At 55.7% G+C, this 15,003-nt stretch carries 6 protein-coding genes; 1 reads left to right on the forward strand and 5 read right to left on the reverse strand.

Annotated features, from left to right (window positions below; genetic code table 11):
- Window positions 1–34: 34 nt before the first annotated feature.
- From GGR27_RS11750 to GGR27_RS11770, 5 genes are all read right to left on the reverse strand, one after another.
- Window positions 35–2,482 (reverse strand): glycoside hydrolase family 2 protein, encoded by a 2,448-nt coding sequence (locus GGR27_RS11750; protein WP_168037642.1) that lies wholly within the window; start codon window positions 2,480–2,482, stop codon window positions 35–37.
- 153 nt (window positions 2,483–2,635) lie between these two features.
- On the reverse strand, window positions 2,636–4,231 hold the full coding sequence (locus tag GGR27_RS11755; RefSeq protein WP_168037643.1) for a T9SS type A sorting domain-containing protein: 1,596 nt from the start codon (window positions 4,229–4,231) through the stop codon (window positions 2,636–2,638).
- A 137-nt stretch (window positions 4,232–4,368) separates the two neighbouring features.
- The gene (locus tag GGR27_RS11760) at window positions 4,369–7,248 is read right to left on the reverse strand and encodes a TonB-dependent receptor (protein ID WP_168037644.1); all 2,880 of its coding nucleotides are present in this window, start codon (window positions 7,246–7,248) and stop codon (window positions 4,369–4,371) included.
- 137 nt (window positions 7,249–7,385) lie between these two features.
- A complete protein-coding gene (locus GGR27_RS11765) occupies window positions 7,386–11,450 on the reverse strand; it encodes a two-component regulator propeller domain-containing protein (protein WP_168037645.1) in 4,065 nt (1,354 codons plus the stop codon).
- 377 nt (window positions 11,451–11,827) lie between these two features.
- A complete protein-coding gene (locus GGR27_RS11770) occupies window positions 11,828–12,763 on the reverse strand; it encodes a T9SS type A sorting domain-containing protein (protein ID WP_168037646.1) in 936 nt (311 codons plus the stop codon).
- Window positions 12,764–13,278: 515 nt separating this feature from the next.
- On the opposite strand from GGR27_RS11770, the gene GGR27_RS11775 reads away from it, so the two are divergent.
- Complete coding sequence (locus GGR27_RS11775; protein WP_168037647.1) at window positions 13,279–14,970, forward strand: DUF1800 domain-containing protein; 1,692 nt, start codon at window positions 13,279–13,281, stop codon at window positions 14,968–14,970.
- The last annotated feature ends 33 nt before the right edge of the window (window positions 14,971–15,003 follow it).

Genomic DNA, 15,003 nt, shown 5'->3' on the forward strand with positions numbered 1-15,003 from the left:
ACGGTAGGGGCTTTTTCGAATACAGCGCTACGCACTACTTACGCGCGTTAGCAAAATCAATGACGAGGTAACTACCCTTGAAATCCTGGTTGCGCGCTTCGATGATCGCACGGCCTTCTGTGGCCGGGATCAACTCAATCGCCGCCCGTCCATTAGCCATCTGAATGATTTGACTCCCGGTCGGGGTGCCGTAGTTTTTCATTAATTCTCCGTGGCCGTCCAGGGAGAAGTACATCTCCTCCTGGTAGTCGTAGACGCGGACACCGGCCTCGTCGACCATGGTAGCTTCGACGAGCATATTGCCGTTATCCAGGGTGGTGTACGCAAGGTGGACGCGTTCGGGGTCGGCCGGTTGCTGGTAATCGTAAAATACCGTCAGGGTGTCGGTGGAAACGAGTTGACCGTCTTCGTAGGCGTTGGCCAGTAGCTTGTTCGGTCCTTCTTTGAAGTCGATATCCCAGTTGAGGCCGCAAGCCGGTGCTTGCTCGATGTCCCGGGTCTTACGACCGAGTGCCTGGCCGTTATAGACCAGTTCTACCTCGTCGCAATTGCTAAAGACGGGGACATTGCGCAACTTCCCTTCCGGTCCACGGCGGTGCGTCCAGGTGTGCGACTCGATGTACGCAAAGGGCTCCTTGCCCCAGTAGCTTTTATAAACGTAGTAAGCGTCCTTCGGCTTGCCGGCCCGGTCGACCAAGCCCTTCTGGTTCATGTAGGGAATTGCATTCTGTGGCCGGAGCGGCGTACCGAAGTCCTTGAACGCCCACTGTGCATTGCCCGCAAAACCGGGGAGGGTTTCGCTCACGCTGAGGTGGTAGTCGAAGAGATCGACAATGTAGCTCTCCGTCCAGTCGCCACCCTTAGCGATGTTCTTCACGTTGACCTGGTTGGACACTTCCGCCCAGTCATTCTCGCTAACCGAGCCGGTGCCCGTAATCGGTGTTTCGGTGTGGCGGCCAACGTGGCTGGAACCACCGTATTCCATGTGGAGGAATTGCTTGTACTTTTTTTGATTTTCCTGGAGGGTGTTCCGGTAATTCGTGTAGACGCCGGCGTACCAGCCCGACCAGATGGAAGGGGAGAAAACATCCACGAGCTCGGCCCCCGCGTAGTATTTCCGAATGGCCGTCTGGCGCCCTGGGTCCAGGTCGTGGGCGATGTTATTAAGTTTGGTCAGAAAAGTATTCATGCGCTGTTCGTTGCCACCGTCTTCGAATTCCGGCATCCAGTAGATTTCATTACCCAGCGACCAGAAGAAGATACTCGGGTGGTTGTAATTCTGGGTGATTTGCTCGCGCAACAGGCGTTGCGTATTGGCTTGCCATTCTTCGTCGCCGAGGCCACCACGGCACCAGGGTAGTTCGTCCCAAACAATGATGCCTAGTTCGTCGCAAGTGCGGTACACCTCCGGGTCCTGCGGATAGTGGCCAAGGCGGAGGAAGTTCACGCCCATTTCCTTCATCATGCTCACGTCCCGCACGTGCAGTTCGTTGGGCATGGCGGCGCCGTAGCCCGCGTGTTCCTCGTGGCGGTGGGTGCCGCGGAGGAGTAAGCGCTCGTCGTTCAGATAAAAAGCACCGTAGGGGTCGAAGCGGTACCAGCGGTAGCCGATGGTGCTGGTTTGCTTGTCAAGTAGTTCGTCGCCGTCGAGTAGTTGGGTGACGACGGTATATAGATTGGGGGATTCGGGAGACCAGAGCGCCGGGCTTTGCAGCTCCGGTAAATCAATCAGCCCCTGGTCATCCAAATCGCGGGTATCGATCTCGAGCTCGCCAACGACGCGGCCGTTGGTATCTTTTAGTTGACAGCGCACGGTATGGTTCCGACCGAGCAAATCTTTGCGGTTCAAACTAACTTTCACCTGCGTCCGCGCCAAATCCTTATTAACCGAAGAGGTACTCACCGTAACGTTGGCGATGAAGGTGGCGGGGAGAACCTTCAGCCAGAGGTCGCGCGTAATGCCGCCGTAGATGAAAAAATCCGCCTTCTGGGAGGGGATCACGTGCGGGTTGTAACTATTGTCGACCCGAATGCTAATACTATTCTTTTGACCTGGTTTGACCTGGTCGGTAATGTCCACTTCGAAGCCCACGTAGCCACCCACGTGGCCGCCGGCGCGCGTGCCGTTGACGTAGACGTCGGTGGTGATGTTGGAGCCTTCAAAGTAGAGGTGATAGCGAGCGTCTGCCTGCTCGTCGATCGTAAGTTCTTTTTGGTACCAGCTCGCGTCGCGGCGGTAACCGGGCACGGGGTCCATGGCGTCCCACTGGTTCCAGGTGTGGGGGAGGTCGATTTCGGTCCAGTCCGTGGTGCCGTCTAAATCAACTAAGTTATCAGTGTTATTTTCTGAGTACTTCCAGCCATCATTCAAATTAATGAGGGTGCGGGAAGCTATTGTTCCCGGGGCGGGGTCATAATTGTTTTCTCCGGCCTGCAGCACTAAGCAAGTAACGACTAAACCGAGCGTGGCGAATAATTTCATTAGGTATTATTTTGAATAAGGGCGCGGTCGTCCCGACTGAGTGCGGGGCTTGCCATGGCTTCGCGGGTGCCGGGGAAATAGGTAGAACCAGGGTGTTGGGCATAAAAAAGGGAGTAACGCGCGCTTGCGTTACTCCCCAAACCGTGAGACTATTTAGTTTTTCACGATGCGCGTTACCATCCGACCTTCCTCCGTGAGGAGGTTGGCGAAGTACATACCGGAAGGCAAATTAGCTAGTTGGGTAAACTCAACTTGCTGAATACCCGCCTGCTGAACGCCGTCGAAAGGCGTGCTGACGAGCTTGCCACTCAAGTCGTAGATAGCGATGGCTACCCGGCCACCCTTAATCAATTCGTAAGAGATAATTGTGGAGGCATTAGTTGGGTTGGGCGTAGCTTTCAAACCGAGCTCTAGCGCAATTTGTGGCGCGTACGTATCCGTAGACAAGTTGTCACAGAAATTTGTCGCACCGATGGCACCTCCGTCGGTCGCCCCCGTAGCGGAAGCTGCCGTGTTGGCGTAGCACGGGGAGAAAGTGGAAAAGTCAAAGATATTACCTCGGTCGAACGGCGTACCCGCTAGTGAGACGTCCTCCACGATGAAATCGAACATGGTAGTCGACGTCGGATCTGCGTAGAGGTCCTTTACGTACTGTAGAATCGACATTGGTACGGCTTCAAACTCGACAACTTCCTGCGAATAAGTGGTATCAGCACTTTCGCCGAGCCGGTCAAGAATCAATTTGCTGTAGACATCAGGTTGGCTAACGGAATCATTGGACGCCCAGTAATCAAGTACATCTTGCGTATAGAAGATATTGTTGCCAGCAAACTCGAGCTCCGAGTCGGCAAATAGCGTATCGATCGTAAAGATCTTGTGCTCGTCGCCATCGGGCTGGCTCTGCTCGTCCGTATAGATAGGAGAGGTGCCCAGCATCAGCGGGTTGCTCAACATATTGTTGGTTACCTTGACCTCTTTGGCGCGACCGAATTGGAATGTACCGTGGCGACCGACTTGGTTGAATACGGTGTTGTGATCGAACTCGATGTAGTTATGCGGAAAAACGGCACCCTGGCTTCTGAAAACACGATCCTGGATGTTGTGAATGATGGTTTGCTTGACGACAAGAGAATCAAAGAAGAAATCACGGGCGTCAATGCCGCGACCATTACCCTGCAAGATTCTACGGTTACCTCCGTTGCGGAGAATAGAATTCGTGACGAAACAGCGGATGCCGTTAGCACGGACCTGTAAGAAACCGCCACGGTCTTTCTCGATGATACAGTTGTCGACGACAACACGGGAGTTTTCACCGAACAGGCGGATGAGACCCCAGTCGTGCTGGGCACCCCCGTCTTTTTCGCCCGAAACGACCCATATATTACGCAAAGTCATATCGCCTTCCGGCCAGAACACTCTTCTGTAATCGCCAGCTGCATTAGGAATTCGACGGATCTTTGGCTTCATCTCGGTGTTCGATAGATCAGCAGCCTGAATCTGTAGCGGCCAATCCAACTTATTCACGATCTCCTGGCTGATGATGTACGTTTTGCCATTCTCAAGCGTGTAAATAGTATTGTTGTCCTTACGGTCACCATTAGCGAGGGTGTCGCCCTGGATGATCGGGAAGATGTCGGTTGGATCGTTGGGGTCGGAGCCACCGGCGATGGGGACAATGGTCTGGCCCGTAGCCGGAACCAAAAAGGCCAGACAAAGAAGGGTTAATGAAAAGCGGTAAAATAATTGCATGTGAATAGGTATTGAAATGATTGAAAAATTGGAGAAGCATTGTTAATAGGCTGCCTCTCAAATGAAGCCTTATTCTTAGTTGGCGGAAGATGATGAATTACCCGCTTTCGCCAAATTGTTTGGATGATTTACCACCGTTACAGTTTGTACTGCGCACCGATGGTGCCAGTCATACCGTAAGTTTCTACGCGGGAGACGAATTGCTCTTCCCGAATGAACGTTATGTCTTTTTGGTTAGTAAAGTTGTTGACGTTCAGGAAGAAGCTGAGGTGATCGCCTACCTTTTGCTTGACCGAAGCATCCCAGCGCCAGTAGCTCAGCACGAATCGGTCAAAGTCCTTGTTCTGACCGTACTCAGTTGCCTTGGTTCCTTGATAAACCCCCGAGATGCGGGCCGCAAAGCTTTTGTAATCGTAGCCAATTGACAGGTTGATTATATTAGGTACCTGACTGGGCATGGTAACCGTCCGGGAGTTCGACGTGAACTCCGTGCGTGGAAAGGGAACAAAGAAATTCTTGCGGGTTAAGAAGAACGTGGTTGTTTCCGAAAAAAGTCGTGCGTAGTTGGCGTTGATGACCAGTCCATTGAAAGGGGCGGGTAAAAAGCTGAGGTTAGTCTGAACGTCGAACTCAAAGCCATAAACCTTCGAGGTCGGAAAGTTCGAGAAAGTGTTGAGCAGGTATTGATTGTACTGCGGAAAGCCACGCTCTTCCGCTAGGCCATCCACTAGTTGTAAAGATTGAGGCACGAAGATGTCCTCGATATCTTTGTAAAAAGCGCCGACGGAGAATAAACCCAAACCACCCTTGTAAGCACTAATCGAAAGGTCGTAATTCACGACGCGCATGTGGCGAAGGTTAGGATTTCCCGCGTCAATGACGAGCGCATTGTCGTCAATTTGCGTCCTGGGTGAAACGAACGAGTAGTCCGGCCGGGCCAACGTGGTGGCGTAGCTTAAACGAACGTCCAACCAATCTTTTGGCTCATATTTAATGTGTAGGTGCGGCATAAATTCTCCGTACGTCTGGGCGGTTGCCGTATCCCGGAAAGATCCAGCCAGACCGATGAAGGGGTCCGTAAAGGACGAGATACCGGCCCGGTAGCTGTTGTCCGAATACTCGTACCGAAAGCCCGGCGTGACGGATAGTTTTTTGCCGATGTCGAACTTGGCCATTAGGTAGGCCGCCGCAACACTTTCACTCACGCCAAAATTGTCGACCGCCGTGTTACGGTCTATGCGTAGCACGTCGCGCTGCTGATCGTACCAGTTGCGGACCAAGTCTTCGTTAAGGGCGACGTCAAAATTTACGGCTTCGCCGTCGCGGTCCTCGAAGTCGACGCCGTCACCCGGCTCGACAAAGTTTGCTAGGCTGATAAGTTCTGGGTTGGCCTCCAGCGCGATCAAATTACCGTTGAAGGCATCACGGGCGGTCTGGGTGTAGCGACCGCCGAGGAAGTAGAAATTTTCTCCCCTTCCCGATACCGAACGTTCCCGCTCGATGGTGCGGTAACGAACGCCCGTTTTAACGTACCCACTCAGGCCTTCCAGAAGATTAAAGGAACGCTGCACGTTAATGCCAAATTCGGAGTTGTCCTCCGTCGTCTCACTCATGCGGTTAGCGCTACTGCGTAGGAAGGCAGTCGACAGGTCGGGGTTGGCCGCCGCCAAGAAATTAGCCGGGTTACTGTTCCGATCCAGGCCGGCATCGAAGGGCCGCTGTCCGTCAAGGATGTTTAGATTAAAGTTGTAGGGGTTATCGGCTTTGGATCGGGAGAGAGAAGCTACCCAGTCGATGGTGTACTTAGAAAGGGTGTGGGTACCGGTCAGCGCGCCCATGTACAGGGTCAGGTCGGAATCAATGCCGGTAGCGTTGTACGTAATGCCGTCGCCGTTGGGTGCGTACCGGTTTTCAACGGTGAACTGACTTCTGCTGGTGTTACTGAGCAGCCCGAAGAAACCGAACTCGGACTTCCCCGTTCCATAATCCAAGTTGACGCTCGCGTTGTTGCGCCGTCGCTGCTCTGATCGGTCTTCCAACCGCAAATTAGTACCGAGGATGGACGTAACCCCGGTCCCGGGGTCGGTGCTTCCCTGTGACCAGCCGTAGCCCAGAATGTCGCCACCCCGATTGAAACGCTCGACGTTGGCCTGCGCCACGACGCCGACCTTGTCGTTCAGGATGCGGCGACTGTGCTGGACAACCCCTTTGTAATCTCCGATGTAGTCATTATTATTATTGGCACCGACGAGACCGCGCAAAAGCGTCGTCTCTTCTTTTGGCGCTTTTCTTAACCGCAGATTGACCGTTCCGCCCACGGCCTCCGCATCCATGTCCGGAAGGGGCGACTTGTAAACTTCGATGCCATCCAGCAATTCCGGAGAAACCAGCGAAAGGTCGACGGAGCGATCCGTACCGGAGTTAGCCGGTAACCGGACGCCATTAACCGTGATAGCGTTGAACTTCGGTTCCAACCCACGGATGACCACTTTCTGGCCTTCCCCGCCGTTTCGGTTGATGCTTACGCCCGGTAGGCGCGCCACGGCTTCCGCCGCGTTTACGTCGGGCAGCTCCTGAATCCGATCGGCGCTGACGATGTTGGCGATCGATTCGGAGTTAAGCTGTTGGTTAATGGCCTTTGCCTGGCCCAACGCCTGGGCGGTGACTAGCACTTCTTGCCCCATAACCGAAGCGAAGGAAAGTGCCACGTCCTGCGTGGTGACGTCGTTCTCGGTAATCACGACCTCGATCGTCTGCTCCTCGAAACCCAGGAAGGAGTAAACAATGGTTTGGCGACCGACCGGGACGCCGGTCATCGTGTAGTTGCCATCGATGTCGCTCACCACCCCCTTGCCCGAGTTGGCTTGCAGATAGATGGTCGTGCCGGGAAGTGTACCGCTTCCTTCTCCGTCACTGATTGTCCCCTTGAGGATACCAACTTGGGCCTGCAGCGAACCCAGCGTACAGAAGAGTACACAACAGATGAGAAGGGAATACCCGGGAAGCTTAATATGCATATTTCAAAATCGACTAATGAGTAGAACGGAAGCGCCAACTATACTAGAAGTAGTTGGCCCACAAACATAGGCAGAACGTTCGTGACGATCGTCCACGACGGGGGGGGCAAAAGTCCAATTGCCGCATCGTCAAGTAGTTATGTCGGACTTTTATACTCAGAAGGTACTCTGTTGAAGTGAGCTTTGAAGACCTTGCGGAAGTACTTAGGGTCCCGGTAGCCTACGCGGTCGGCTACTTCGGATACGTTCAATTGCCCACTTTCCAGCAACTGCGCGGCGCGCTTGAGGCGGACGGTCTTGACAAAGTTATTGGGCGTCTGCCCGGTCAGGGCTTTGACCTTGGTGAAAAGCAGGGACCGACTAACGGCTAGTTCGCTAGCCAAGTCTTCCAGTTTAAAACGGTGGTCGCCGATGTGGGTCTCGACTGCCGTTAGTGCCGCCTCGAGAAAGGCCTCGTCGGTGTTCGTGATGGTGATTTCCTGGGGGTCGAGGGAGAGCACCCGGGCAAATTTTTCGCGTGCTTGTTTGCGGGCCTGAATGATGTTACGCACGCGCAGCCGGAGTTCCTCGGGGATGAAAGGCTTGGTGAGGTAATCGTCGGCGCCCGTGCGGAGGCCCTCGATGCGCAAGGGCTCGGCGGCGCGCGCCGTCAGGAGGATCACGGGGATGTGGCTGAGCGCGAGGTCCGTTTTGATGCGGTGGCAGAATTCCAGGCCGTCCATCTCCGGCATCATTACGTCACTGATGATCACGTCGGGGTAGTTTTTCCGCGCTTCGGTAAGTCCCAGTTTTCCGTTCTGGGCGGTGCACACGTCGTAGTCGCCCTCAAAAATTCCGGCTACGTACCGGCGGATGTCGGGATTGTCTTCTACGATGAGCACTTTGAATCGTTCTCCGGCCGGGGTCCGTTTCAACGGCGGTCCTTCGGGTGAGTTGACCGCGTTCACCTTGCTCGCTTGCGCTTCGGGCCTGGCAAAAGGAAATAGCTCGGTATTGAAGTCCGTGCCGCTAAAATGCCCCTTGCCCTTGCGTAGCTCCACCACCAACTCCGCACCTGCGTCCTCGCCAACTTTTTTACCTACGTAAATCTTGCCCCCGTGGAGATCGACCATCTGACGGGAAACCGCCAAGCCGATGCCCGAGTTTTTGGTGGCGGATTCCCGACCGACGGACCTTTCGTAGAAGCGGTCGAATATCTTTTCTCCCAAATCTTCCGCAATACCTTTTCCGCTGTCCCGAATGCGAAAGGTCACCGCCTCCGCGCCATCCTCGATGGAAAAATGGATGGCCCCGCCGTCGGGCGTGAACTTGAAGGCGTTGGAGAGCAGGTTGTAAAACACCAACTCCATTTTGTCCCGGTCCACCCACAATTCTTGATTGTCCGCGTTACTCTTTCGCGTAAATTCGATGCCGCGCAGCCTAGCCGATTCCGTAAACGACTCAAAAACACCGCCGAAAAGTTCCCGGACGGAAGCCGCCCGGATGGCTAGCGGTTGGTGGTCCGACATTAGGCGGCGGAAAGAGAGCACTTGATTCACTAAATCGAGTAAACGCTGGGCATTGCGCTCGATCAGGCTCAGCTTCCGGTTGGTATCCTCCCCGTGGTCTTTTGCCCGGGCGAGGTCCCGCAGAGGCCCAAGAATAAGCGTCAAAGGCGTGCGTAATTCGTGGGTGATGTTGGTGAAAAATCGCAGTTTCGCTTCCGTCAGTTCCGCCTGCTGTTGTTTGGCGATGGTCTGTAGTTGAACCTGGTGGCGCAGGCGCAGGAGCCGGGCCATTGCGTAAAAAGCCAGGGCAGTTAGGCCGGCGTACAGTAAGTAGGCCCACCAACTGCGGTAAAACGGAGGCAGAACTTGAATCTCGATCCGACGTACTCGTTCGTTCCAAACCCCATTGCTGTTGCCGCCCTTCAGCAGAAAAGTATAGTCTCCCTCCCGCTGGATGGTGTACGTTGCCTCCGACTTGCCGGTCGTGTAAATCCAATCCCGATCAAGACCTTCGAGCTTGTACGCATAGTGGTTACTCTCTGGGCTGAAATAATCGAGGGCGGCAAAGCGAAGGGTAAACGACGCCTCGTTGTAGGGGAAAATCAGGGTCGCCGTCCGGTTGATGTCGCGCGTCAGCAAACCATCCGCCCCCTTGACGGCTACTTCTTCTCCGTTCTGCAACAAACTCGTGATTACGACCGGCGGGACGAACGTGTTCGGCGTAAGCGTAGCGGGGTCGAAGAGCGTGAATCCGTTGAAACCGCCGAAGAGCAGCTCCCCCGCCCGCGTCCGGTAGTAAGCGTTGAAACTAAATTCGCTGTTCTCTAGCCCATTGGAGTAATTGTAATTGGTGAAGGTGGCGGATACGGGGTCGAAACGGGAAAGGCCGTTGTCCGTACTGAGCCAGAGGATCCCGTTGTCGGTTTCCAGCATCCCGACGATCGTGTTGCCCGGCAACCCGTCCGCGGTCGTAAAATGCTCGACTTCGTCGCGGCCGGGGTTGTAGCGGTACAGCCCGCTACTGAAGCAGCCCACGTACAGCCGTCGATCGGTGCTTTCGTGCAGGGAAAGCACGTGCTCGGTTGGGAGGTAAGTTTCAAAAGTGGTCGGTAGCCCATCGGTGCTGGTCTGAACCCGGCTTATACCCGCCTCCGTCCCGAGCCAGAAGGCTCCGGCGTGATCTTTGATGATGGTTCGCACGGAGTTGTCAACCAGCGAGTGGCTATCCGCCGGGTCGTGCGTGTAGTGGTGAAACCGCCCGGACGTAAGGTCCAGTAAATCCAGCCCGCCGCCGAAAGTGCAAATCCAGAGAAAGTCACCTTCCCGAAGCAGGCCGTAGACGTTGTCGTTGGCTAGTGAGTTAGCCTCTCCGGGCCGGTTCTTGTAGTGGACAAAACGTTCAGTCTGCGGATCGAAGTGGTTCAGCCCGTTCAGGTACGTACCGATCCATAAGTCTTTCCCGTCCCGCAGAATTTTCTTGACGTTATTCCCACTGAGGCTACCGGGGTTCTCCGGATCGTGGGTGTAGTGGCGGAAGCGACCCGTGGCCCCGTCCAGAAAATTAAGGCCACCGCCCTCGGTACCGATCCAGATGTCGCCGTCACTTTCTTCGGCGAAAGAACTGACGCGGTCGCTGCTCAGGGAATTACTAAAGTCCTGGTGCCGGTAATTAGTGAAGGAGTTGTACCGCTCGTCAAGGTGATGTACCCCGCCGTAATAAGTGCCCACCCACAGTGCCCCCGCCTTGTCGATCATGGTCGACATGACGGAATTATCCTCCAGCCCGGCGCGCGCTTTATCGGACTGCACGTGGTGCTCGAAAGCACTTTGCCCGGCCCGCAGGAGGTCAAGACCTTTGAAGGTACCCACCCAAAGATCACCGGCGTCGTTGATGTTCAGGGTTCGAACCGTGTTGTTGAGCAAGGAAGTCGGGTCGTCCTCCCGGTGGTAAAACATCCCGGTAATGCCCGCCGTGGGGGACCACCGTAAGATTCCCGTCGCGGTGCCCAGCCAGAGTTCTTCCCGGTCCCACGCATAGGTAGTCAGGCTCCGATCACCGAGGTCCGTGACTTTCTCCATTCTTACCTTACCCGCACTGAAGTTGTCCAGATGTACGCGGTGAAGCCCCCGCTGGGTTCCGAGTAAAAGGTTATCGTCGGCGTCCGCGGTAACGAAGTTGATGTGGTTTTCGAACGTATCGGTGACTCGGGGATTGACGTAGAAGTGTCGAAACGAGCCAGTCGTTTCGTCGAGCAGGTTCAGGCCCGCGGAAGTCCCGATCCACAAACGCCCGGCCCGGTCCCGAAAAATCGACCGCACGACGCGGTTACTCAGGCCGGTCGCATCTCCTTCTTGGCGCTCGTAGGTAATAAATTTATCCTTGACGGGGTCGTACTGACTGAGGCCACCGATGGAGCCGGCCCAGACGTCCTGGGTTAATGGGTCCACGTAGAGTGTGCGCACGTCATTCTTTGCGGCTGACCCTTCGTGGTAATTACTAAAGCGGTAGCCATCGTACCGGCTGATGCCGCCCCGCGTGCCGAACCACAAGTAACCAACGCTGTCCTGCGCGATGGCGAATACCGACGATTGCGCGAGGCCGTCCTTCCGCCCCAGGTGCTGAAAATTAACTTCACCCGGTTGCTGGCCCGTGAGCGCGAGCGGCAACAGCGCGAGGTAAATGCACAACAACCAAATGGAGTAAGGTAGCTTCAAAGAAGGTAATTTTCCGGGGTGGCCCCTGGTCTGGACGTGGAATCGTCGAATGAAATTTGGTAGACGACCGGAGGTAAGTTCGAGTAACGTAACTGTCCTTGGGTAGCATCTATTTTCCCGTCACGAAGGACTCGGCGAACACAAAGAAAAGCTGCCACAGTTGACCCCCGTGTTCTACGTGGCTAACTAATTTGGCGTAAGGTCAGTAAAGTAAGCCCCGTAGCCGGTGAACCAAACCTGGTTGGTTCATAAAATACGACAAACCGGGCGATCGGTCCGGCTACGGACGTACCGGCACCGGACGCATTCGGATTGGCGGCAACTCCACCCGGCGCGGATGCCGTGGCAAGTCATCCCGGGCGGCAACTTCTCCCAACTTAACGCGTAAACTTAGTACGGTACAACGTTCCCGCGCTACTCACGGATAATGCGTAAGCGCCCGGGGGCAGGTGCTCGGTCCTAATCCGGTGGGTCATTCCCGCCCGCAGGGTGAGGGTGTCCGCGTGAACTTGCTGGCCGGAAAAGTCGTGGATCACTATTTGGTAACTGCCCGCAGTCAGGTCATCCGGCAATGAAATAGTGAGGTGATCGGTTGCGGGGTTGGGGGCTACGCGCAGTGGCTGGGCTTCCCGGCTGATGACCGACGTTGTCGCCCGTGCGGATTCCGGTTGGGTCAGATCTTCCGCCAGGGAGCTGGCGACCCCGGAACGTGCCAAGACAAACCGGTCGATCGCGTGACCCTTCGACCGCCCGGAAATTTCTACGGTGTAATCACCCGGCGCGTCGAACGTGGCGTAAATATCGAAAGGGTCGTTATCGTTCGTGGAGGTCTGCCAGGTCCACTGGTCGGCCCGGTTCTGGTACACTTTGAACCAGCCACCGCTACCGGAGCCCTCCGGAACGGGCATCAGACCACTCCCTTTGGGGAAGACCCGGCTGCCGTCGGCTTTCTCGGCGTAAAAGAGGGTAGCGTCGGGTACGCGTAACCAAGAATCGTTGAATTCGGTCCGCTCGCCGGGCGCCGTAATCCGGCTTCTCCAGCGAATGCGGTAGGTGCCGGTGGTGGTAATGCGGACTTTGTAAGAAAGGAGTGACGTACCCGGGTTGTTAAACTTATTGCCTCCAGTGTATTCGAGGTAGCCGTCGCCGATGAATCCTTCGATCCCGCTGCGCTTCTCCCACTCCCCCAGTTCCCCAGTCGATTCGGCGTCGACCCGGACGATCCCATCCGCCTCAACAAAGGTAAATTGCCCAACGAGGTCGGCCACGCCGAACATAAATAGCTGGAGGACTAGCAGTAATCTGATGTGCATAAGGGCGCGATTAAGTTGTTGTCAAATATAAGGCTAGAACTGTGTCATTCGCACATATTATCGAAGGGGATTGTCGCGTCGGTCGGTGTGCCGGTCGGTAAAGTTCATAATGCGCTGACTCATTTGCCCTGATTTGCACCTTTTCCGCGTGGCGCGGTTGCTCGGCTGGTGCCCAATTTTCGAGGAGAATTATTTGGCGCTGTCGCGGGTGCGATGTGATCTCAATTAGGAGCTGGGGTTACGACGAGTCAGTACGCTAGGAACGGTTAAATAACTACGGTAAGTGAAGCGTAGCACTTTAAATAAAGGCAGAGCCCAGTAGCGGATACCGGTCACGGTCAACGGAAAACAATGATCATTACTAATGCTGGTCTCGACGGTACCTTACACTAACATCAAAAAATTAGCAATCGGGATCGCCGTTAAAACCACTATTTTAGAGCCACCTAAATTCGACGGCGGTAGCATTTTGTTTGCCGAAGTCCATCGTGCCCCTATTGTAATTCCGAACGATCATGTCGAAATCGACCACCCTCAGCCGCCGTGCTTTCTTACGTCCAAACCTGGCACCGGCGACGCGTCAGCTAGCCCCGCATTTAGTCGGGGCGGCCGCGCCCTCTCAATCTTTAAGCAACGGCCTCACTCCCTACGCTGGCCCGTGGACGAGCCAGGAAGCCGGCCATCTCCTCAGCCGCGCTACTTTCGGAGCCACGTTCGCTACGCAACGGGAAGCGACCAGCCTCGGCCTCGACGGAACGATCGACCGGCTGCTGGAAGACCTGCCCCTCCCACCACCGCCCGTCAGTTCCCACCCGAACATTTTTGCCCCGGACGGCCAAACCTGGGTCGACCGACCGTACCAAGCCGACGACAACGGGCGCAGCATCCGGGCCCGCCGCAACAGCCTGCGGGGCTGGCTCAATCAACTACGGGTCGAAGAAGGCCTCAGCACCCGCGAGACGATGGTGCTCTTCTGGCACAACCACTTTTCTACCAGTTTCTACAACGACATTCGCTGGAACTACGTACACATGAACAGCCTGCGCGAAAACGCCACGGGTAACTTCCGGGAGCTGGTCAAAGTAATGACGGTCGACGCCGTGATGCTGGTGTTTCTGAACGGAAACCGCAGCACGGAAGAATTTCCAAACGAGAATTACGCCCGGGAGTTGCTGGAGCTCTTTACGATCGGGAAGGGACCGCAGGTCGGCCCCGGCGACTACACGAATTACACCGAAGACGACATCCGGGCCATCGCCCGCTCCCTCACGGGGTGGCGGACCCGCGCCGTCCGCTCGTCGAGTAATGACAGCATCACCCCCCTGTTTATCCCGGCCCGCCACGATTCCGGAACCGTCCAACTCAGCGAACGCTTCGGTAACCAGCAGCTGGCCAGCTCGGGAAGGAATACCTACAAAGCACTGGTCAAACTGATTTTCGAGCAAGACGAAGTATCCCGCTACATCACCCGCAAGCTTTACCGGTGGTTCGTCTACCACGAGATCACCGACGAGGTGGAGGCCAACGTGATCGAGCCGTTAGCCGCGATCTTGCGCGCCGCGGATTACGAGATGAAGCCCGTCCTGCGGGCCTTGTTTGCGAGCGAGCACTTTTTCGACGTCGCCAGCCAGGGGCCGATGATCAAAAACCCGATCCGATCCGTAGTCGGGACCCTCCGCCAACTGGAAGTACAACCGGTGGCCGGCGGGAAAGCCGAAGATTTCTATTTCGCTACCTGGAAACGAACCGAGCAACTCGGCATGTCCGACTTCAACCCACCCACCGTAGCCGGTTGGAAGGCCTACTACCAAGAGCCCCTTTTCTACCGCCAGTGGATCAGCGCTACGACCCTACCGCTGCGGCAAAAAATTGTCGACAACTTGTTTTCGTCCACCTCGAAACTGGAAGATTTCGGCCCCGTCACGTACAGCCTGCTCGATCAGGTCCGTCAGTTCCCGCAGCCAGCCGAACTCTTGCCCATGATCGGTGAGTGGGTCAGTCTACTCTTCCCCCGGCCACTCCCGGAAACCCAGATCACCTTCCTAAAAAACATCCTCCTCCCCGGCCTGCCCGACACCCAGTGGGCCGTAGAATACAGCGAACACCGCGCTAACCCAAACGACACGAACCTCAGCGCGGCCCTCGAAGTCAACCTACGCCGTATGGTCAAAGCGATGCTCGAAATGCCCGAATTCCAACTCAGTTAGAAGACCAAAGACCACAGACCAAAGACCCTAGAC

Source organism: Neolewinella antarctica (assembly GCF_011927835.1).
Classification (GTDB): domain Bacteria; phylum Bacteroidota; class Bacteroidia; order Chitinophagales; family Saprospiraceae; genus Neolewinella; species Neolewinella antarctica.

Excerpts from the sequence above, each read along its gene's own strand:
- GGR27_RS11770 (WP_168037646.1), bottom strand. The coding sequence starts at position 12,763 with ATGCACATCAGATTACTGCTAGTCCTCCAGCTATTTATGTTCGGCGTG.
- GGR27_RS11750 (WP_168037642.1), bottom strand. The coding sequence starts at position 2,482 with ATGAAATTATTCGCCACGCTCGGTTTAGTCGTTACTTGCTTAGTGCTG.
- GGR27_RS11755 (WP_168037643.1), bottom strand. The coding sequence starts at position 4,231 with ATGCAATTATTTTACCGCTTTTCATTAACCCTTCTTTGTCTGGCCTTT.
- GGR27_RS11760 (WP_168037644.1), bottom strand. The coding sequence starts at position 7,248 with ATGCATATTAAGCTTCCCGGGTATTCCCTTCTCATCTGTTGTGTACTC.
- GGR27_RS11775 (WP_168037647.1), top strand. The coding sequence starts at position 13,279 with ATGTCGAAATCGACCACCCTCAGCCGCCGTGCTTTCTTACGTCCAAAC.